Source organism: Azospirillum lipoferum 4B (genome assembly GCF_000283655.1).
GTDB classification, from domain to species: domain Bacteria; phylum Pseudomonadota; class Alphaproteobacteria; order Azospirillales; family Azospirillaceae; genus Azospirillum; species Azospirillum lipoferum_C.
The window spans coordinates 328,154-349,435 of sequence record NC_016624.1; the positions used below are offsets into that span (position 1 = coordinate 328,154).

General features: G+C 68.2%; 16 protein-coding genes. 10 read left to right on the forward strand and 6 right to left on the reverse strand.

Features of this window, described 5'->3' with window-relative positions:
- Positions 1 to 111: 111 nt before the first annotated feature.
- Both AZOLI_RS28525 and AZOLI_RS28530 read right to left on the reverse strand, forming a co-directional pair.
- Positions 112 to 1,965: an ABC transporter ATP-binding protein/permease gene (locus AZOLI_RS28525; RefSeq protein ID WP_244442687.1), complete on the reverse strand. Its 1,854-nt coding sequence runs from the start codon at positions 1,963 to 1,965 to the stop codon at positions 112 to 114.
- Between the two features lie 101 nt (positions 1,966 to 2,066).
- On the reverse strand, positions 2,067 to 3,431 hold the full coding sequence (locus AZOLI_RS28530) for a GH1 family beta-glucosidase (RefSeq protein WP_014250133.1): 1,365 nt from the start codon (positions 3,429 to 3,431) through the stop codon (positions 2,067 to 2,069).
- Between the two features lie 210 nt (positions 3,432 to 3,641).
- Between AZOLI_RS28530 and AZOLI_RS28535 the strand changes: the two genes are divergently transcribed.
- Both AZOLI_RS28535 and AZOLI_RS31980 read left to right on the forward strand, forming a co-directional pair.
- A complete protein-coding gene (locus AZOLI_RS28535; protein ID WP_014250134.1) occupies positions 3,642 to 4,925 on the forward strand; it encodes an alpha-galactosidase in 1,284 nt (427 codons plus the stop codon).
- 22 nt (positions 4,926 to 4,947) lie between these two features.
- Positions 4,948 to 5,304 (forward strand): hypothetical protein, encoded by a 357-nt coding sequence (locus tag AZOLI_RS31980; RefSeq protein ID WP_162488500.1) that lies wholly within the window; start codon positions 4,948 to 4,950, stop codon positions 5,302 to 5,304.
- 74 nt (positions 5,305 to 5,378) lie between these two features.
- On the opposite strand, the gene AZOLI_RS28545 is transcribed toward AZOLI_RS31980, so the two are convergent.
- Positions 5,379 to 6,524, reverse strand: a complete 1,146-nt coding sequence (locus AZOLI_RS28545) for an MFS transporter (RefSeq protein WP_014250136.1) — start codon at positions 6,522 to 6,524, stop codon at positions 5,379 to 5,381.
- A 325-nt stretch (positions 6,525 to 6,849) separates the two neighbouring features.
- On the opposite strand from AZOLI_RS28545, the gene AZOLI_RS28550 reads away from it, so the two are divergent.
- Positions 6,850 to 8,820 (forward strand): PhoX family protein, encoded by a 1,971-nt coding sequence (locus AZOLI_RS28550; protein WP_014250137.1) that lies wholly within the window; start codon positions 6,850 to 6,852, stop codon positions 8,818 to 8,820.
- Between the two features lie 136 nt (positions 8,821 to 8,956).
- On the opposite strand, the gene putA is transcribed toward AZOLI_RS28550, so the two are convergent.
- The 3 genes from putA to AZOLI_RS28565 all read right to left on the reverse strand — a co-directional run bounded on the left by putA (position 8,957) and on the right by AZOLI_RS28565 (position 14,455).
- On the reverse strand, positions 8,957 to 12,691 hold the full coding sequence (gene putA, locus AZOLI_RS28555; RefSeq protein ID WP_014250138.1) for a trifunctional transcriptional regulator/proline dehydrogenase/L-glutamate gamma-semialdehyde dehydrogenase: 3,735 nt from the start codon (positions 12,689 to 12,691) through the stop codon (positions 8,957 to 8,959).
- Positions 12,692 to 13,056: 365 nt separating this feature from the next.
- The gene (locus AZOLI_RS28560; protein ID WP_014250139.1) at positions 13,057 to 13,671 is read right to left on the reverse strand and encodes a metal-dependent hydrolase; all 615 of its coding nucleotides are present in this window, start codon (positions 13,669 to 13,671) and stop codon (positions 13,057 to 13,059) included.
- A 196-nt stretch (positions 13,672 to 13,867) separates the two neighbouring features.
- Positions 13,868 to 14,455, reverse strand: coding sequence for a DUF1003 domain-containing protein (locus AZOLI_RS28565; RefSeq protein WP_014250140.1), 588 nt, complete (start codon positions 14,453 to 14,455; stop codon positions 13,868 to 13,870).
- 169 nt (positions 14,456 to 14,624) lie between these two features.
- Between AZOLI_RS28565 and AZOLI_RS28570 the strand changes: the two genes are divergently transcribed.
- The 7 genes from AZOLI_RS28570 (at position 14,625) to AZOLI_RS28600 (ending at position 21,225) form a co-directional block, all read left to right on the forward strand.
- On the forward strand, positions 14,625 to 14,930 hold the full coding sequence (locus AZOLI_RS28570) for a hypothetical protein (protein ID WP_014250141.1): 306 nt from the start codon (positions 14,625 to 14,627) through the stop codon (positions 14,928 to 14,930).
- 203 nt (positions 14,931 to 15,133) lie between these two features.
- Complete coding sequence (locus AZOLI_RS28575; RefSeq protein ID WP_014250142.1) at positions 15,134 to 16,594, forward strand: glycosyltransferase family 87 protein; 1,461 nt, start codon at positions 15,134 to 15,136, stop codon at positions 16,592 to 16,594.
- 130 nt (positions 16,595 to 16,724) lie between these two features.
- Positions 16,725 to 17,342 carry a hemerythrin domain-containing protein gene (locus tag AZOLI_RS28580; protein WP_014250143.1) on the forward strand — a complete coding sequence of 206 codons (618 nt, stop codon included), beginning with the start codon at positions 16,725 to 16,727 and terminating at the stop codon, positions 17,340 to 17,342.
- Positions 17,343 to 17,444: 102 nt separating this feature from the next.
- Positions 17,445 to 18,617, forward strand: coding sequence for a zinc-dependent alcohol dehydrogenase (locus AZOLI_RS28585; protein WP_014250144.1), 1,173 nt, complete (start codon positions 17,445 to 17,447; stop codon positions 18,615 to 18,617).
- A gap of 9 nt (positions 18,618 to 18,626) precedes the next feature.
- Positions 18,627 to 19,166 (forward strand): hypothetical protein, encoded by a 540-nt coding sequence (locus tag AZOLI_RS28590; RefSeq protein ID WP_014250145.1) that lies wholly within the window; start codon positions 18,627 to 18,629, stop codon positions 19,164 to 19,166.
- A gap of 5 nt (positions 19,167 to 19,171) precedes the next feature.
- Positions 19,172 to 20,680, forward strand: coding sequence for a nitrilase-related carbon-nitrogen hydrolase (locus AZOLI_RS28595; protein WP_014250146.1), 1,509 nt, complete (start codon positions 19,172 to 19,174; stop codon positions 20,678 to 20,680).
- Positions 20,677 to 21,225: a hypothetical protein gene (locus AZOLI_RS28600; protein WP_014250147.1), complete on the forward strand. Its 549-nt coding sequence runs from the start codon at positions 20,677 to 20,679 to the stop codon at positions 21,223 to 21,225. Before AZOLI_RS28595 ends, AZOLI_RS28600 begins: the two co-directional genes overlap by 4 nt.
- The last annotated feature ends 57 nt before the right edge of the window (positions 21,226 to 21,282 follow it).

The following is a 21,282-nucleotide window of genomic DNA, read 5'->3' on the forward strand; positions in this document are numbered from 1 at the left end:
CCCGCAGAGTTATTGCGCATACGTTTCATTCGCATGAAAGCATCCGAAGCGCAGCGTCGTCGCTCGTTTTCCATATGCGATTGCCCTGCACACCCACCGAGCGGGTCCTCCTCACGCCGCGCTCTCCGTCACCGGCTGGGGTTCGCGCACTTCCTCGCGCAGGGTGACGGCACCGTTGGTGCGTTCCAGGATCAGCTTGCGGCTGTGATGGGCGTCGAGCCCCACATGATGGCCGATGGTCAGCAGGGTGGCGTTCGGCAACTCCCGCTCCATCAGGGTCAGCAACTCTTCCTCCGCCGGGGGGTCGAGGCTGTCGGTGGCGTCCTCCAGGAAGATCCAGTCGGGGCGGCGGATCAGCAGCCGGGCGAAGCCCAGCCGCTGGCGCTCGGGCACGGACAGCACCTCGTCCCAGCGGTCGGTGGCGTCCAGCCGGTCGACCAGATCGGGCAGCCCGACGCTGGCCAGCGCTTCGGCCGCCCGGTCGTCCGCCACCGAAGAGGCCGGGCCGGGATAGGCCAGCACCGCGCGCAGGCTGTCATGCGGCAGATAGGGGCGTTCCGGCATGAAGAAGACGCGGGTGTGGGCCGGCAGGGTGATGCGCCCGCTGCCCCACGGCCAGACGCCGGCCACGGCGCGGAACAGGCGGATGGTCGCCGTCGCATCGCCGCCGATCAGCACCCGGTCGCCCGGACGGACCTCCAGGTCGAAGGCGTGGACCACCGCCGTGCCGTTCGGCTCGTCGATGGCGACGCCGCTGAAGGTCAGCGTGTGGTGTTCTTCGGAGCGCACGACCTGGATATGGCCGTCCGGCACGTCGCAGACCTCGCGGTCCAGCCGGACCAGCGCGTCGTGCAGGTTCAGCACGCGCTCCACCGACGCGCGCCATTCGGCGACGCGCGGCAGGTTGTCGATTGGCCAGGACAGCGCGCCCACCGTCTGCTGGAAGGCCTGCGCCGTCTGCATCAGCACGCCCAGCGAGATGGTCCCGGCGATGTAGCGCGGGGCGGCGACCAGGATCGGGAAGGCGGCCGACAGCACCGAATAGCTGGCACTGAACACCATCATGTGGCTGAGCGCACGGGTCTGCCCGTTCCAGCCGCGCACCACCCCGCCGAACAGCGTGGCGAGATGCCCGCGCTCCGCCGATTCCCCGTGCAGCAGCGCGATGGTCTGGCCGTTCTCGCGGATGCGGGCAAGCGCGAAGCGGAAATCCGCCTCGTAACCCTGGCGCCGGTTGACGGCATTGACCAGCGGCTGTCCGATCAGCATGGCGATGGAGGTGCCCATGGCGGCATAGAGCAGCGCCACGAACAGCAGATGGCCCGGCACCGACAGCTCGGTCCCGAACAGCGTGACCGTCAGCGTGCCCGACAGCATCCACAGGATGTTGGTGAAGCTGATCAGAAGCAGCACGCAATAGGTCAGCGAATGGCCCAGGTCGATCGCCATCTCCGCGGTGATGCGGATGTCCTCGGCGATGCGGCCGTCGGGGTTGTCGTGCTCGCCCGGCATATAGGCGATCTGGTGGTGGCGGCCGCGGCGCAGCCAGTCCTCCAGCAGCTTGCGGGTCAGCCAGTCGCGCCAGCCCATCTGCAGCCGGCGCTTCACCCGCAGATGCAGCACGACGATGACGATGTTGTAGACGATGATCAGCCCGACCAGACCGATCATGGTCAGGAAACGGTCCATGGAGCGCTGTTCGAGCGCGTCGAACAGCCGCTCGCTCCACAGATTGATCAGGACCGGGATCGACACCTGTCCGATGGTCAGCACCACCAGCGCCACGGTCAGCGCCCAGACGGTCACCCGGGTCCGGCCGAACCAATAGCCGCCAGCCAGCCGCAGGAAGCGGCGGGTGAAGCCGGGTGCGTCGTCCGCGGGCCTCTCGTCACCGGAATTGGCGCCGTCGGATTTGGCACCCTCGGATTTGGCGCCGCCCGTCTTGCCGTCAGTGTCGTCCGTCATGTCCGCCATCCCGGACCTCCGCCCTCGATCCCTCACCGTCCGTATTACTAACGAATAGGACGTACCTTGCCAAAAGTACAGGGGTAGGGGCGAAGAAAGGCTTAAAGCCTCCCCGTTCTTACAACCTCGGCAAGGAAGCGGTAGCTGTCCTTCGGCGTGCGTTCCATCGTGTCGTAATCGACGCGCACGATGCCGAACCGCTTCGACAGGCCGAAGGCCCATTCGAAGTTGTCCAGCAGGCTCCAGCACAGATAGCCCTTGACGTTGCAGCCGTCGGCCAGCGCCTGCGCCACCGATTCCAGATGCTCGCGGTAATACAGCACGCGCTCCGCGTCATGGATTTGGCCGTCCGGCGTCACCACGTCGTCATAGGCGCAGCCGTTCTCCGCGATGAAGACGGCGGGATTGCCGTAATCGGTGCGGAATTCGGTCAGCAGGTCGTACAGCCCTTCCGGCTGCACCGGCCAGGCCATGCCGGTCCAGCGCCTGCACTGCGCCTCGCCCCAGCCGACATCGAAGGGCCGCCCCTCCTCATGCTTCATCGTCATGCGGGAGTAGTAGTTGATCCCCAGCAGGTCGATGGGGTAGCGGATCGCCTCCTCGTCGCCGGGCAGCACGAAATCCGCCATCCTGTCGGCCAGCAGCGCCGGGATCTGCCCCCGCATCAGCCCGTCCAGCGTCACCCGGTTCCACACCGCGTCCCAGCGGGCGGTCGCGGCCACGTCCTCCTGCCGGTCGCTGTCGGGAACGGCGGGCTGCAGGTTCAGCACTGTGCCCAGCGTCAGGCCGGAATGCTCCGCCGCGATGGCGCGCAAGGCAGCACCCTGCGCCAGATTCTGGTGGTGCAGCGCCCGCAGGATGCCCTGTTCGCCCAGCTTGTGGCCGGGGGCGTGTTCCCCCACGCCATATCCGAAGATGGCGACCACGTTCGGCTCGTTCAGCATCATCCAGGTCTTGACCCGGTCGGCCAGCCGGGCGGTGACGATGCGGGCATAATCGGCGAAGGGGCCGACGATCTCCCGCCCCTGCCAGCCGCCGGCATCCTCCAGCGGCTGCGGCAGGTCCCAGTGGTAGAGGCAGGCCATCGGCGTGATCCCCGCCTCCAGCAGGCTATCCACCAGCCGGTCGTAGAAATCGAGGCCGCGCGTCTCGACCGCCCCCGTCCCCGTCGGCAGGATGCGCGGCCAAGCGATGGAGAAGCGATAGCTGTCGAAGCCCGCCGCCTTCATCAGCGCGATGTCTTCCGGGTAGCGGTGGTAATGGTCGCAGGCGACGGCGGCACTGCTGCCGTCCATGATGCGTCCCTCGGCGGTGAAGGTATCCCACACGCAGGGGCCGCGGCCGTCGGCATTGACCGCCCCTTCGATCTGGTAGGATGCGGTGGACGCACCCCAACGGAAATCCGGCGGAAAACTCAGCGGCTTGGCATCGGCGGCCTGGGACACGGGCTGGCTGAAGCTGTCCATTCTTATTCCTCCCACGGGGCTGGTCCGTTTTCCCCAGCATGCCCCAGCCCGCCGCCCTTCGCCATGGGACAAGCATGCGAACGGTCCGGGCGCGACGCGGTGGCGCAGCCGCAGGTGGTTGCACGCAGGCCCTGTGCGGACCTGCCCGAAAGGCGTAGCCTGTTCCGACAAGACGGCGATCAGCCGCTCCGACAACGGAGGAAACCCGACATGCCAAACACCACCAAGATCGTCTTCATCGGTGCCGGCAGCGCCGCCTTCGGGCTCAGCCTGTTCCAGGACCTGTTCTCCACCACCGAACTTGCCGGCAGCACCCTGACGCTGGTCGACACCAACACTGAGGCGCTCGACCGCATGGCGGCGCTGGCCGAGGTGATGAACCGCCACGGCGACGCCGGCATCACCATCGAGAAGACCACCGACCGCAAGGCCGCCCTGCAGGGCGCCGGCTTCGTGCTGTGCGCCATCGCCATCGACCGCAACCGGCTGTGGCGGCTGGATTTCGAGGTGCCGAAGAAGCACGGCATCCGCCACACGCTGGGCGAGAACGGCGGCCCCGGCGGGCTGTTCTTTACGTTGCGCACCCTGCCGCTGATCGTCGACATCGTCCGCGACGTCGAGGCGATCTGCCCCGACGCGTTGTTCATCAACCTGTCCAACCCGGAAAGCCGCATCGTCCTGGGCCTGTCGCGCTGCACCTCCGTGCGGACGCTGGGGCTCTGCCACGGCATCTTCCTGGCGCGCTGGTTCATCTGCCAGATCCTGGGCATGGCCGAGAAGGAGGTGGATGTCTGGGGCGCCGGGCTGAACCATTTCCAATGGCTGACCGCCATTCGCGAGAAGGCGACGGGCCGCGATCTCTACCCCCTGCTGCGCGAGAGGGAGGCGACGCACGACCCGTCCTTCACCCCGCTGGCGCGGCGCCTGTTCCACGCCTTTGGCCTGTGGGTGACGCCCAGCGACGACCACACCGGCGAGTTCCTGCCCTATGGCTGGGAAGCCGGCGAGCACGGCTTCGACTTCAAGCATGACGAAGACGGCCGAATCATCCTGCGCGACCTGATGGACGGGGTGATCGACGGCAGCAAACCAATCCCCGACGACTGGACCAAGCCGTCCTGGGGCGAGCGGGCGGTGGCGGTGATCGCCGGCCAACTGCACAACCAGAAGCGCTTCATCGAGAGCGGCATCGTCATCAACCGCGGCGTCATCCCCGGCCTGCCCGACGAGCTGGCGGTGGAGGTGCCGCTGGTGGCAGACGCCGCCGGCATCCATCCCATCTCGCTCGGCCGCCTGCCCGACGGCATCGTCAAGCTGCTGTCGGTCCAGGCCAACGTGCAGCAATTGTCGGTGGAGGCGGCATTGCACGGGTCGAAGGAGTTGGCGCTGCAGGCCCTGCTGATCGACCCCGTCATCAATTCCAGCACGGCGGCCGTTGCCATCCTGGACGAGCTGTGGGAGGCGAACCGGCCCTATATCCGGGCTTGCCTGTGACGGTCGATGCCAGAATCCTAAGATGTTCATGAATGCATGCGATCAGCTTTTCCTTGCATCCCTGCGTTTATCGCGCTCTGCTCCGCGGCATCGTGCACGTTGTCGCGACGACACCCTTCACATCAAAATTCCGGAAAAGGAAAAAGGCTTGATGATTCGCTTGGCTTTGCTTGCTCTGTCCGCTCCAGTCACCTTGACCATCCTCGCCGGCTGTGTGACCAAGGCTGAAGCTCCGATTGTCGATATGGAAGGCGTCGACATCGTCAAATACAATCGCGACCTTGCCGACTGCGAACTCAGCACTCCGGTTGTCTCGCTTGGCAGCCACCTTACCAAGTGCATGCATGGAAAAGGATACAAGATCCTTTTGGCCCGCTAATTCTGATTGCGCGAAATCCGAATCGAGTTGAAGCGTAAATCCCGACGACGGGCCAGCGGCCGAAGCCCGTCCTTTCATCCACGCCGGATCAGCCGGGCCGAGGCGAAGCCCAGCCCGGCGGTCAGCGCGCCGACGCCGAGGAACAGCGGCGCAAAGCCGGTGTGGGTGGAAATGAAGCCGTACAGAACCGGCCCGATCCCCTGGCCGATGAAGAAGCAGGACGCGAACAGGGCCAGCGCCGACCCGCGGGCGGTCGGCGCCAGCTCCGTCGCCTGGGTCTGCATGGTGTTGTGCAGCATGTAGAAGCCGAAGCCGGCGACCAGGAAGGCAAGGCTCACCACCGGCCAGGGCACCGGGAAGGCGATGACCAGATAGGCCAGCCCCGCCGCCAGACCGCCGGCCTTCATCATGCCCCATTGGCCGAGCGAGGCGATCATTCGCCGCACCACCGCGCTGTAGACGACACCGCCGATGGCGAAGGCGGCGATGGTCAGCCCGGCCTGGAAGGCGCCGGCCGCGCCATGCTCCATCAGAACCGGCGCCACGAAGGGGAAGACGCCGAAGATCAGCAGCCCTTCCGCCGCCACCGTGGCGAAGACGATCAGCGAGGCCGGGTTGGTCAGCACGGTGGCGTAGCGCCGCTGCGCATCCGCCACCGACAGGGGGGAGCGCGTCTCCACCTCGCGCGCCAGCCCGATCAGGGCGGCAACGCAGATCAGCGCGGTCAGACCGGATGACAGGCCGAACACCATGCGCCAGCCGAACGCCTCGGCCAGCGCGCCCGACACGGCCGACCCCGACATCTGCCCCAGGATCACCGCCAGCAGGAAGCGGCTGATGGCGATCTGGCGCTCCTCATAGGGCACGCGGTCGCCGATCAGCGCCATGGAGGCCGGGATGATGCCGCCGGCGAAGGCCCCGGCCAGGATGCGCCCGGCCATCACCGTGCCATAGGTCGGCGCAATGGTGGACAGTGCCAGCCCGACCGTCAGCACGGCCAGCGCCAGCCGCACCAGCCGCGACTTGCCGATGGCGTCGCCGACCGGTCCCAGCACGATCTGCATCAGCGCATAGGGCAGCGTGTAGGCCGACGCCAGCAGCGCCGCCTGCCGCACCGTCACGCCGAGGTCGTCGGCGATCAGCGTCAGCATCGGATCGGTGGTGCGCAGGGAGAAGGCGCTGGCGAACCCGGCGAGGCCGAGCAGGAAGATGAGACGCATGGATGGCCCGAACGGCGACGATGAAGATTCAGGACCTTAGCCGGATCCGCCGCGGGCGTACCGCAGTGCGACCGTGATGGCAGGCATGCGCATGCCGCGGGGAGGTTCGTGGCCGCCGCATGTGTTTGCCTGGCAATCGAGGAGGAAGACCATGGGTCCGATTTGGAACGACGACGGTGTGCGCCTGTTCTCGCGCGATCGGGGCAACCGGGAGGGCGCCCGCCCCATCCTCTCCGCCTTCATTCATCGCCAACATAAACGTAACATGGTTGTCATCGGCCCCGCCTATGGTGCGCTCAAACTTCCACCCCGGGGGACTAGCAAAATGAGCGACGTCAAGGGCTATCAGGCCGCCGAAGACATCGGCAGCAATCCGACCGAAAACCCCACCATGGGCGACGTCATCGCCGCGCGCTTCGGCCGCCGCGACATGCTGCGCGGCGTGCTGGCGGTTTCCGCCATTTCCGCCGTCGCCGGTCCCGCCGCTCTGGCGGCGCTGTCGAAGGAAGCCGCGGCCGAAGCCGCCAAGCCGTCCTTCACCTTTTCGGAAGTCTCCTTCGGCGTCGATGAAACCCACCACGTCGCCCCCGGCTACAGCGCCGACGTGCTGATTCGCTGGGGCGACCCGGTGGTCCCGGGCGCCCCGGCCTTCGATCCGCTGAAGCAGTCGGCGGCGTCCCAGGCGCTGCAATTCGGCTACAACAACGATTATCTCGGCTTTGCGCCGCTGCCGCGGGGGAGCAAAACCCCCGATCACGGCTTGCTGTGCGTCAATCACGAGTACACCGACGAAGAGGTGATGTTCCCCGGTCTGGGCGGCGAACAGCAGGAAGCCAAATTCGTCAAAATGACCAAGGAACTGGTCGATATCGAAATCGCCGCTCACGGCGGCAGCGTGGTCGAGGTGAAGAAGGTCGGCGGCAAGTGGACCTACGACCCCGCCTCCAAGTACAACCGCCGCATCACCGGCGAGACCGAGTGCGCCATCTCCGGCCCCGCCGCCGGCCATGATCTGATGAAGACCTCCTACGACCCGACCGGGACCAAGGTCCGCGGCATGCTGAACAACTGCGCCGGCGGCATGTCGCCGTGGGGCACCTGGCTGACGACGGAAGAGAACTTCAACGGCTATTTCTGGTCGGACGAGGAAAAGCCCAAGGCCGACCGTTACGGCGTGCCCGGCAAGTGGTACAATTGGGGCGTCTATCACGACCGCTTCAATGTCGCCAAAGAACCCAACGAAGCCAATCGCTTCGGCTGGATCGTCGAAATCGACCCCTACGACCCGACCTTCACCCCGATCAAGCGCACGGCGCTCGGCCGCTTCAAGCATGAGGCCTGCTCCGTCGCCGTCAACAAGGACGGGCGGGTGGTCGCCTACATGGGCGACGACGAGCGTTTCGATTACGTCTACAAATTCGTCTCGGCCAAGAAATACGTCGAAGGCGACCGCGCCCACAACATGACGCTGCTGGACGACGGCGTGCTGCATGTCGCCCGTTACAATGCCGACGGCTCGCTGGAATGGCTGCCGCTGGTGCATGGCCAGAACGGCCTGACCGCCGATGCCGGCTTCAAGGATCAGGGCGAAGTGCTGATCAAGGCGCGTCTCGCCGCCGACAAGCTGGGCGCCACCAAGATGGACCGCCCGGAAGACGTCGAGGTCAACCCGAAGACCGGCGCCATCTACGTCATGCTGACCAACAACTCCCGCCGCAAGGCCGAACAGGTGGACGCCGCCAACGAACGCGCCGGCAACCTGTGGGGCCAGGTGGTGGAGATGCTGCCGCCGGACGGCGACCACGCCGCCACCAAGTTCACCTGGAACATTCTGCTCAAGGGCGGCAACCCCAAGGACGGCGCGGTGGGGGCGATGTTCAACCCCGCCACCTCCGACAATGGCTGGTTCTCCTGCCCCGACAACTGCGCCGTCGATCACCAGGGCCGGCTGTGGATCACCACCGACCAGGGCGAAGGCTGGTTCAAGGCGTCGGGCAAGGCCGACGGCGTTTACGCGGTGGAGACCGAAGGCGCGTTGCGCGGCAAATCGATGATGTTCTTCCGCGTGCCGGTGGGGGCGGAAATGTGCGGGCCGGAGTTCGCGCCCGACGACAAGACCCTGTTCGTCGCGGTGCAGCACCCTGCCACCGACGGTGTCGATCTCTACAAGCCGTTCGGCCGCAAATCGACCTTTGAAGACCCGGCGACCCGTTGGCCTGACTTCAAGCCCAACATGCCGCCGCGGCCGTCCGTGGTCGCCATCACCAAGCAAGACGCCGGCGTGATCGGGTCGTAAGCCGCTGCGTTGCTCAATGGGCCGCCGTCGCTTTCCCTTTCCCCCTGGGGAGAGGGATTTCGATGGGCTGCTCCTTAAGACGTGAGGCTCATGCCAGCGGTCATCGATGATGACCGCTGGCATCGCACGCTAGTCCTCAGCTCATCGCCACCAGGCTGGCGTTGCCGCCGGCCGCCGTGGTGTTGGTGCTGAGCGAGCGCTCGTTCATCAGCCAGGCGATTTCCACCCCCTCGCCACCCACCGGCACGCCCTGGGTCAGGACGATGGGGCCGGGCAGTTCGGCGATGCGGCGGTTGGCGGCCAGCAGGCGGAAGGCGTCGCCCTCCACCAGCGCACCGGCCAGCGCGCCGAAGGACAGCCAGTTCGCGCTCACCCGGACACGGGACGAAAGCTCCGCCGGCAGGCTCTTCAAGCCGGCGGTCACCGCAGAGTCGCCATCCACCACCACCTCGTTGCCGGTGGCGAGAGCCGCCCCCAGCAGCCGGTACAGCCCGTCCTCCGTCTGCGGCAGCAGCAGGATGCGGCCGCGCGGGATCAGGCTGTAGACGTTGCTTTCACCCACCGGGCCGGCCAGCTCGACGCTGCCGCCGACAGGGGAATGCTTCGCCAACGTCCGTATGTCGGTGGCGATTTCCGCCTTGCCCTGATCGGCCAGCCAGCCGGCGAGGGCGTGGGCCGGCGCACGTACGGCGTCGCTGCCGCGCAAGCCCAGGTCAAGACACGGACGTACGGACAGCAGGCGGGACAGGTACAGCGGGCCGCCGGCCTTCGGGCCGGTGCCGGACAGGCCGTGGCCGCCGAAGGGCTGTACGCCCACCACCGCGCCGATGGTGTTGCGGTTGACGTACAGGTTGCCGGCCTCGATCCGGCTGGTCACCCGGTCGATGGTGGCGTCGATGCGGGTGTGCAGGCCGAAGGTCAGGCCATAGCCGGTGCCGTTGATGGCATCGACCAGCCGGTCCAGATCGTCACGACGGAAGCGCAGGACATGCAGGACCGGGCCGAACACTTCGCGCTCCAGGTCGGCAATGCCGTCGATCTCGATGATGGTCGGCGCGACGAAGGTGCCGTTGGCGGTCTCCGCCGGCAGCGGCAGGGACTCCACCCGGCGGCCCTTGGCGCGCATCGCCTCGATGTGGCGGGCGATGCCGTCGCGCGCCTCCGCGCTGATGACCGGGCCGACGTCGACGGCCAACCGGTCCGGGCTGCCGATGCGCAGCTCCCGCATCGCGCCCTTCAGCATGGTCAGCGTGCGGTCGGCCACATCCTCCTGCAGGCAGAGGATGCGCAGGGCCGAGCAGCGCTGCCCGGCGCTGTCGAAGGCCGACGCGATGACGTCGCCGACCACCTGCTCGGCCAGGGCGGAGCTGTCGACGATCATGGCATTCTGGCCGCCGGTTTCGGCGATCAGCGGGATCGGTGCGCCGTCCGGCGACAGGCGTTCGGCCAGCTGGTGCTGGATCAGGCGAGCCACCTCGGTGGAGCCGGTGAACATCACCGCGCGGGTGCCGGCATGGCCGACCAGGGCGGCGCCGACCTCGCCCGCACCCGGCAGAAGCTGGACCGCACCGGCGGGAACGCCGGCAGCGTGCAGGATCCGCACGGCCTCCGCCGCGACCAGCGGGGTTTCCTCGGCCGGCTTGGCCAGCACCGGGTTGCCGGCGGCCAGCGCCGCGGCGACCTGACCGGAGAAGATGGCGAGCGGGAAGTTCCACGGGCTGATGCAGACCACCGGCCCCAGCGGCAGATGGGTGTCGTTGCCGAAGCCGTCGCGGACACGGGCGCCGTAGTAGCGCAGGAAGTCGATGGCCTCGCGCACCTCGGCGATGGCGTTGGCGGTCGACTTGCCGGCCTCGCGGATGATCAGGCCGAGCAGGGTCGGCATGCGTGCCTGCATCTCGTCGGCGGCACGGAACAGACAGGCAGCGCGCTCGGCCGGCGGGGTGGCGGCCCAAACCGGCGCCGCAGCCTCGGCGAACAGGAAGGCGTCGGCGATGTCGGCCGGCGTGGCTTCGACGCAGTGCCCGACGACGTCGCGATGGTCGGCCGGGTTCAGCACCGGCTGCGCGGCTCCGCGGCGCTCGCCGTCCGCCAGCAGCGGGGCGGCGGTCCAGGCGACGGCGGCGCTGTCCCGCAGCGCGGTGGACAGCTCGGCCAGCGTGGTCTCGTTCGACAGGTCGAGGCCGGCGGAATTTGCCCGCTCCGCCCCAAAGAGATCCTTGGGCAGGGCGATCAGCGGGTTCTTTTCGCCCATCGGCAGGGCGGCGCGGGCCTGCGCCACCGGGTCGGCGACCAGATCGTCGATGGACACGCTCTTGTCGGCGATGCGGTTGACGAAGGAGCTGTTGGCGCCGTTCTCCAGCAGGCGGCGGACCAGATAGGCCAGCAGGGTCTCGTGCGTGCCGACCGGGGCATAGACGCGGCAGGGGCGCTGAAGCGGGCCGACGACCTCCTTATAGAGCGGCTCGCCCATGCCATGCAGGCACTGGAACTCGTACTGGCCGACCTGGAACTCGCCGTTCATCTGCTCGGCCATCCGGTAGATGGTCGCCAGAGTCTGGGCGTTGTGGGTGGCGAACTGCGGGAACACCGCCTCGGGCGCGCCCAGCAGCCGGCGGGCGCAGGCGACATAGGACACGTCGGTGTGCAGCTTGCGGGTGTAGACCGGGAAATCCTCCAGCCCGTCGACCTGGGCGCGCTTGATCTCGCTGTCCCAATAGGCGCCCTTCACCAGACGCACCATCAGCCGGTGGCCGCTGCGCCGGGCCAGATCGACGATGAAGTCGATGACATAGGGGCAGCGCTTGCCATAGGCCTGCACGACGAAGCCGATGCCGTTCCAGCCCTTCAGATCCGGGTCGAAGCACAGCGATTCCAGCAGGTCGAGCGACAGCTCCAGCCGGTCGGCCTCCTCGGCATCGATGTTCAGGCCGATGTCGTAACGGCGGGCCAGTCGGGCGAGCTCGGTCACGCGCGGCAGCAGCTCCGCCATCACCCGGCCCGCCTGGGCACGGGAATAGCGCGGATGCAGGGCCGACAGCTTGATCGAGATGCCGGGGCCGTCATAGATGCCGCGCCCGGCCGACGCCTTGCCGATGGCGTGGATCGCCTTCTCATAGTCGGCGTGATAGCGGTCGGCGTCGGCGGCGGTCGTCGCCGCCTCCCCCAGCATGTCGTAGGAATAGCGGAAGCCCTCCGCCTCCATCTTGCGGCTGTTGGACAGCGCCTCGTCGATGGTCTGGCCGGTGACGAACTGCTCGCCCATCATCCGCATGGCGAAATCGACGCCGCGGCGGATCAGCGGCTCGCCGCCGCGCAGGATCAGCTTGGTCAGCGCCGACGACAGTGCCTGCTCGCCACCCAGCACGCCCGTCACCTTGCCCGTGACCAGCAGCCCCCAGGTCGCGGCATTGACGAACAGCGACGGGCTGTTGCCGAGATGGGCGCGCCAGTCGCCGCCGGAGATCTTGTCGCGGATCAGCGCGTCGCGGGTGGCGCGGTCGGGGATGCGCAGCAGCGCCTCCGCCAGGCACATCAGCGCCACGCCTTCCTGGCTCGACAGGCTGTATTCGTGGATCAGCCCCTCCACCCCGCGCCCCTGCGGCTTGGCGCGCAGCGCCGCGATCAGCGAGCGCGCGGTCTGGGCCGCCGCCGCGGTCACCTCGTCCGGCAGCGTCGCCTGCTCCACCAGCCACGCCACGCAGTCCGGCTCCGGCCGGCGATAGGCGGCGGTGATCGCCTGACGCAGCGGACCGGCAGGACGAACGACGGGGGCGAAGGCGGCGAAGGGGCCGGTTCCGCTGGAGAGGACCCCACTGGCGAAGGACGGCTCGGAGGCGGGAGCAACGCTCGGGTCGGTCATCTGGTTCATCGCGTGGCTGGCTCTGGTCGGGGGGGCGTGGAGCGGCGGCTTCGGAAAGCCCATGTCCGGCGGGTTGCGGAGGTCGATCCGATGCCTGTCAGGCTAACCGATTTTCCGGGATCCTTTCCAACTGGTATTTCCGCCATTTTGCCAAATTAAATTCTGAATATGCGCCTTCGTTCAGAATGAACTATGAGCATGATGCTGAATTGCCAGAACATCTGGCCTGTTTTCGAGACCTTCCGGCCAGCGCATTCGTTTTTGCCGAACAAATGTCGGCAATGCAGCCCTGTTGCCGACGCCGTAGCGGAAGCGACGGCCTAGATTCCGCAGATTCGTCGGGATGAGGGGCGGAGCGCCCGAACGGCCGGGATTCAGCCCTTCAGCGGCTTCGTACGGCTGCTTTCCGGCGGCTTGCGCAGGGGAACCGGGGGTGCGGACTTCTCGCCGCCCTCCCCCAGATAGGTCTGCGCCGCGGCGACGACCGAGCGCCACGGGCGTTCCAGCGGAAATTGCGGCCAGCCGCCGGCGAACAGGCCGGAGATCATCCAGCCCGCCATCAGCGTCACCGCCAATTGTTCGGAAAATCCGCCCGTCTTCAGCACCGGCAGGGCGAAGTTGCGCCGCCGCTTGATCGGCCACAGCAGCGGCAGCCCGGCCGGAGTCAGCAGGTCGCCGGCCAGATGGGTGAGATAGCCGACGATGAAGGGGATCAGCAGGTGCTGGTAGGCCGCATGCTCATGCAGGACCCACAGGCATCCGGCGATGGCGAGGGCCGAATGGGTGACGCCGCGATGTCCGAAGATGTTGGAGACCGCGGTGGACAGCGGCTTCACCATCTGTCCCAGAGTCGATTTCGGATGATCGATGTCCGGCGCCAGCGCCCCCAGAATCGCCGCGCCGAAGGCGACCGGGTCAAAGGTCATCCCGTACCGGCTCGACAGGTAGAACCAGGTGGCGCCACCGACGATTATGTGAGAGGACGCCATCACCGTCGGTCACCGGGGGCCTTGAGCTGGTCTCTGTCGGGACGTGGTCTGCGCCAAGCCCGAAATGGGGGTAGCCTGACCTTAGGATATTCTTCGCCTCCAGAACAATATCACATGCAGGACCGAGGGATTCCCTAAACGCATAACCTCCATGCGTTCGGCAACGGCGGGTTGCCGGATGTCTCCGCACGGCCGGTCATTTCCGCTTTTCCTCCGCCTGGGTCGCCTCGATCTCGTCCAGCACGGCATCGGGGGCGACATCCTGCCGGATGACGTCCAGTTCCGCGTCGACCTCCGTCTTCACCCCCAGATGGTCGGCGATGGACGAGACCAGCGTCACCAGCCGGGTCAGTTCATGCTCGGCCAGCAGGCTGATCTGCAGGTCGAGGTCGGCGCGCTTGTCCGACACCGCGGCCATGCGGTTCTGGCTGATGAGGACGAAGGTGGACAGGAAGATCGCCTCCACCGACGCGATCATCGCCAGCACGACGAAGGACGGATCCCACGGCCTGACCACCGGCAGCCAGCCCAGATTGACCAGGATCCAGCCGCCGAACAGCAGCAGATGCAGGTAGACGAAGCGCATGCTGCCGGTGAAGCGGGTGATCCGGTCGGCGATGCGGTCCTGAAGCGTGGCCTCCACCTCCTCCCGCTTGCGGCGGGCCTGAAGCGCCTGGATGTTGCGCTCCAGCACGGCGCTGAGACCGGCGGTCTGGGGCGGTGGATATGTGGGCGGGCCGCCGCTGCGCCCGGCACCGGCGGCGGTCTGCGAAGGGTCTGCCATCGTCGGGTCTCCATGCTCCGCGGCGGCCGTCCGGGCGCTGCCGCCCCCGCCGCCAACCGACAACCGCGCCCCCGCACGGCCGTTCCGCCCCCTCCCCGTCCGACGGAAGCCGGAACTCCCGAGCGGACGGCATGTTGGCCGAAGGGCGAGCACCAACCGGGAGGACAGCATGAACAAGGACCAGAACCAGGATCAGGATCGCGACCGGCAGGTCTCCAACGCCGACAGTCCCAATCCGGGCGCACAGGGTGGCGGGCCGCTCACCCCCGGACGGGCCGGCCAGGGCATGGGTGTCGGAACCGGCAGCGCGGACGACCTGCCGCACGCCGTCGGCGGCGGACCGTCGACCACCGTCACCGTCGGCGAGGGCACCGGACAGCGCCGCGACCTGCCGGACCAGCATGCCGCGCCGCCGACCCCGAAGGACGATGCAGGCAAGCGTCCGCGCAACAGGGAGGAAGGCAAGCCGGGTTGACCCGCGGCCTGCGCCCGCCGGTGCCCGAACGGGCCGGCTGCCGATTGAACTTGGTACTCGGCTACCGCCGCGGAGTGCCGGCAGCCAATGGCATTACTCCGGTCCGGCACGGGTAGGGCACATTCCAGAACCCCTGCCTCCCGGCGTATTTTTGCGGCCTCACGGCGAACTGAGCCGCAAAAAACGCCAGGGAGTGGACATCGATGGCATCGAAGGGAGTCTCGCGTGCCGTGGACGGAGCCCGACAGGGCTGCATCGGACAGGTGGAAGACCCGAACCGCGCCCACAGGTTTGCGGCCTGGGTTCTCGTTATCGCTTTCTTGTTCGTGCTGTGCGCCGATACCCTGATCGGTGTCGTGTTCCGGCCCTATCTGGACGGCGGGAGCGGGGACACGACGGTCTGGGACGTGCTGATCCTGATCTTCGCCGGTTCGCCGGAACGGCTCCCGCTCGATTCCTGGGAGCCGATGATGACCGCCTTCACATGGCTGCGGGACCATGGGAACGGCAATGTCTATGACGCGGTCTTCTTCACCCAGCACGTGAAGTTCCAATACCCGCTGACCTCGCTGCTGGTGATGGAGGCAATGTCGGCGGTGGGTTTGCTGCACCTGCGCGTCTACGCCCTTGCCAATCTGCTGATGGTCGTCGCCGCGGCTGTCGGCATGGCGCTGCTGATGCGCGACCTGGCCGTCAGCATGGGATATGACAGGACGGCACGCAACGGCATCGGACGCCTCACCCTCGCCGCCCTGGGCGTCGTCGGAACCCTCAGCTTCTACCCGATCGTGAAGGCCTTCGCCGTCGGCCAGATCCAGGTTTGGCTGAACACCGCCTTCATCTTCGCCGCCCTGTTCTTCCTGCGCGACCGGCGGGCGCTCGCCGGCGCCCTTCTCGGCGCATCGACCCTGATCAAGCCGCAGATGTCGCTGTTCCTGGTCTGGGCGCTGATCCGCCGGGAATGGCGCTTCGCGGCCGGCTGGGCGGCGGTGGTCGGGCCGGGCTTCGCCGCGGCCTGCGCGCTCTACGGCTTCGGACCGTCGCTGCACTACCTGGACGTCCTCTCCTTCCTCGGCCAACATGGCGAGAGCTATTTCCCGAACCAGACCGTGAACGGGCTGCTGCACCGCCTGCTGCAGAACGGCCCCAATCTGCTGTCGACCACCAACGGCGACACCGAATGGCGGGGCAGCGCCTTCGCCCCCTACCACCCGCTGGTGCATGCGGCGACGCTGCTGTCGGGCCTCCTGTTCTTTCTGTTCGGCCTGCTGTGGCAGCTCGGCGGCAGCGCGCGGGCCGGCGACCGGCTTGCATCCTTCCTGGTGGCGGGGCTGTGCTTCACCATGGGATCCCCGATTTCCTGGGTGCCGCATTACGGGGTGATGCTGCCTGCCTTCGCCTTCCTGCTGTTCGTCCTGATCGACCGCGCGCGGCGGGGCGTTTCCCGCGGCCTGCGGGACCTGCTGGTCCTGGGCGTCGCCTTCGCGATCATGAGCAACGACTTCTTCCATCCGCTGAACAGTCTGGCGGACGGCCCGTTGAACATCCTGCAATCCTATCAGTTCTTCACGGCGCTGGTGGTTCTCCTGCTTCTGGTCGCCACGGACGGACGGGCGGCGGCGGCGCAGACGGACGAAGCGGTGCCGGCCGGCCCCCCAGCCTGAGCGTCCTGAGCGTCCTGCAGGCCGACCCGGAGGGCCGTCACGCTCCCCCGCCGGAACGCCGGCCGGAACGCCGGGGCTTCCGCGCCTGTTGGTGGGCCAGACGACCCAACCGGCAGCAAGGAGTCTCGACATGCCACGCCACACGCCACGCCATCCGGAAGCAGGCTATTCACATGAAGGCGGCACGGGCTGGCTGTCGACCCGCGGGCTGGCGATGATGGCCGGCGGTGCGGCGCTGGCGCTGGTGGCGAGCCGGCTGCTGCCGCCGGTGGTGGCGCAGCTCGCCGGCTCGGCCCGCGCATCCGCCGGCCGCGACGGTTTCGCCGCGCTGATCGACGACCACCGCCACCTCCAGGCCCTTCTGGTGGAGATGGTGCAGACGCCCATCGACGCGCCTGGCCGCCGCACCCAGCTTCTGCTGCGCCTGAAGCGCCGGCTGGCCGCCCACGCCATGGCGGAAGAGGACGTCGTCTATCCCATGCTGCACGACCAGGCGCGGAAGGAGGAGGACGCCAAGCATCTCTACGGCGAGCATGCCGAGATGAAGATGCATCTCTTCACGCTGGAACAGACGCCGAAGGACGATCCGCACTGGCTCGCCGTGGCGCTCGACCTGAAGCGCATCGTCGACGGCCATATCCGGCAGGAGGAGGAGATCGACTTCCCCGCCCTGCGCAACAGCCTGGACGACGGCCAGACCGCCATCATGTCCGGCGGCGTCGCCCGCGAGAAGGCACTGATCCTCTGACCATCGCCTTACGGCAAGGAACCGGCCGGGGACCGGAACGCTCCGGCCGCCGGTCCTGTTGCTGAACCGACTTGATGAACGGCCAATTTCGGGGAGACATCGATGAGAGCACTGGTCTGGCACGGCGCCAACGACATCCGCTGCGACACGGTCCCGGATCCGGAGATCGAGAATCCGCGCGACGCCATCGTCAAGGTGACGACCTGCGCCATCTGCGGATCCGACCTTCACCTGCATGACCATTTCATGCCGGGCATGGAAAAGGGCGACATCGTCGGCCATGAGTTCATGGGCGAGGTGGTGGAGGTCGGGGCCGACGCCAAGAGCGCGCTGAAAATCGGCGAGCGGGTGGTGGTCCCCTTCACCATCTGGTGCGGCGAGTGCGACCAGTGCCGGCGCGGCAACTATTCGGTCTGCGAGCGCTCCAACCGCAACAAGGCGCTGGCCGACAAGGTCTTCGGCCACACCACCGCCGGCCTGTTCGGCTACACCCACCTTACCGGCGGCTATGCCGGCGGACAGGCCGAATTTGTGCGGGTGCCGATGGCCGACCGCACCCACATCAAGGTCCCCGACGGGCTGACCGACGAGCAGGTTCTGTTCCTGGGCGACATCTTCCCCACCGGCTGGCAGGCCGCCGCCCAGTGCGACATCCAGCCGGACGACACGGTGGCGATCTGGGGCTGCGGCCCGGTCGGGCAGATGACGATCCGCAGCGCCATCCTGCTGGGCGCCAAACAGGTCATCGCCATCGACCGCGTGCCGGAACGGCTGGCGATGGCCAAGGCCGGCGGCGCCATCACCATCGATTTCGAAGAGGAAAGCGTCGTCGAGCGGCTGAACGAGCTGACCGGCGGCAAGGGTCCGGAGAAATGCATCGACGCCGTCGGCATGGAAGCGCACGCCACCGCCACGCTCGACAGCATGATGGACCGCGCCAAGCAGGCGTTGATGCTGGAATCGGACCGCGCCCATGTGCTGCGCGAGATGATCTATGTCTGCCGCCCTGCCGGCGTCCTGTCGATCCCCGGCGTCTATGGCGGGCTGATCGACAAGCTGCCCTTCGGCATGTCGATGAACAAGGGCCTGACCTGGCGCATGGGCCAGACCCATGTCAACCGCTGGACCGACGACCTGCTGAACCGCATCCAGGACGGACAGATCGACCCGTCCTTCGTCATCACCCACACCGTTCCGCTCGACCAGGGACCCGAGATGTACAAGACCTTCCGCGACAAGCGGGACGGCTGCATCAAGGTGGTCCTCAAGCCCTGAGGTGACGTCATGGCCTATTACAACCGCTCCTCCACCGGAGACACCCTCGCCCGCGGGCTGGGCTGGTTCAGCATCGGCCTCGGCGTCGCCGAACTGATGGCCGGCCGGACCATCGCCCGCTGGATGGGGATGGAGGACAGGACCAACCTGATCCGCGCCTATGGCGTGCGGGAGATCACCGCCGGGGTCGGCCTGCTGGCTCTCGGCGACCCCAAGCCCTGGATCTGGAGCCGCATCGCCGGCGACGCCGTCGACATGGCGACGCTGGCCGCCGGCATGCAGGACAATCCCCGTGCCGGCAACGCCCGCATCGCCTTCGGCGCGGTGGTGGCGGCGACGGCGCTGGACGTGGTCTGCGCCCAGAAACTGCACCAGGAGGAGGCCTATTACCGCAGCCTGCCGGTGCCGGACTACAGCGACCGCAGCGGCTTCCCCCGCCCGGTTTCCGCCATGCGGGGCGCGGCCAGCGACGCCCCCATCGGCGAGGACATGCGGACGCCGAAGATCCTGCAGTTCCAGATGGCCCAAGGCCAGACGGCGGCCTCCTGACCCAGATGCACCCGGCCGACCTGTTCATGGCGCTGTGGCGCTTGCTGGAGGAACGGCGCGACGAGGTCCGCGTCCTGGCCCTGGGGCTGGAGGCGGACCACGCGCGGGCCGGCCGGCTGGCCGGGGAAGCGGCGGCACATTTGCGGGAGGGCGCCGCGGCCCTGGAGAGGTGGGTCGGGGACGGACCGGACCTCGACCGGGTTCTCGCCGCGGCGCAGGCCATCGACGGGTGGTTCGCGCCCCTGGCCTCCCGTTTCGATTTCCGCATGGCCGACGACCCGCTCCCCGCCGAACGGCTGGAGGCGCGCCGCCGCCTGAACCGCGACGGCCGCTTCAACGCCGACCCGGCCGACGGACAGCTGATCCTGCGTCCCGGCCTGCTGGCGCGCGCCATGAACATCCGGGAGACGGCACCGCCGGGCGCCGATCCCGACGCTTTCGACCCGGTCGACCTGTTCGCCGCCCTGCTGGCTGTGCCGCCCGGCCTGACGATAGAGGCCGAGCGCGACGGCGACCCGGACCGCCGCATCGCCGTCCGATATCGCCGCATCGCCGGGGTGTCCGACCAGGACCCGGCCGACCCCGCCTGGACCCCGGTCATCGGCGTCGTTCCGCTGGCGGAGGCGGAGGACGACCTTTCCATCCACCAGTTCCGCCGCGACGGCGAGGACTGGTACGACCCCACCCCGCGCGACGTCAGCCGCCGCGCCGCCGATGCCATCGCCGGACTGGCGGAGCAGGGCGCCACCTTCGTGCTGTTCCCGGAGGTCTCCGTCGGGGCCGGCACGCTGGACGCGATCCGGCAGGCTTTGCGTGCCCAGGCGGTGGACGGCCCGATCCGCTACGCCCTGGTCGGCGTGAAGGAGGAGGCGGAGACGGGAGGACGGCCGCACAACCGGGCGCTGCTGCTCGACCGCTGCGGCACGGTGATCGGCAGCCAGACCAAGCTGCATTGCTGGGACCTGGACAGCAACCAGTGCCGCTCCTACGACCTGCGCGACCGCAACGGCCGGCTGCTGGACTGCGCGCGCGAGGACATCGAGACCGGCGACTGCTTCACCCTGTTCGAGCTGCCCGACCTCGGCCGGCTCGCCGTCGCCATCTGCGAGGATCTGGGGCGCTCGGAGCCCAGCGCCTGGATCGCCTCCGGCATGATGGTGGACTGGCTGGTCACCCCGGTGATGGACAGCGGCCTCACCACCGAGCGCTGGCAGGCGAAGGAAGGCGGGGCTTCGTCGCGCGCCGGTTATTGCCGGGTGATCGTCGCCAACAGCATGGCGCTGTCGCACCGCTTCAACCGCTACTGCCGTGCCAACGGCGAAGAGGACAAGCTCATCGAGGACTGCGGCGTCGCCCTGCTGTTCCAGCCGCGGGCCAGCCAGGCCGGCGCGCCCCGCATCGCCTGCCTGACCCTGCCGCTGGCCGACCCGTCCCCCGGCTATGTCTGCGCCAACTGGACGCCCGGCCGCTGGCCCGCCCTGCCCGACCCCGAAGCGAAGGAGAGCGGCGCATGAGCGCATTGGAACCGGCGCTGCGGTCGCTGACCGACGCGCTGCTGCACGCTGTCGGGCGACGGGACTGGGCCGTGGCGGACGCCGAACTGGAGACGCTGGCGCAGGAAGCCGTCGCCGCCATGGTCGCGAACCGGACCGAGGACCTTGCCACGCTCGCCCGGCTGGTCGTGCGCTGCCACACGGCGTTGGCGCTGGAGGAAGGTCTGGACGGCGAGGCGATGCACCGGCTGGGGCAGTTGCGGGCGCTGGCGCTGACCGTTGCCGCCGCCCGCGGCAGCCCCCCGCCCCGCCCGCCCGGTGCGCTCCGCACCCCCGGCACGCCGACCGCCGCGGTCCTGTCGGCGCTGGGCTCCGGTCCGCGGACCTGTCCCGCCCTGGTCGAGGCCACCGGCCTGTCGGCGGAGCAGGTGGGCAGCGCCCTGCCGGAGCTGCGCGCCGCCGGCCTCGTCCACTCCTGGCCGGCAGGGCGGCTGACCGTCAACGCGCTGGCGGATGGGGCGGAGTCGGATGGGGCGGAGCCCCGAACCGTTTTCCGGTGGGCATGATCTTGAACCGGTGACGGCGGAGGCGCCCCGCCCCTCTTTCCGCCTTTTTTCCCATAG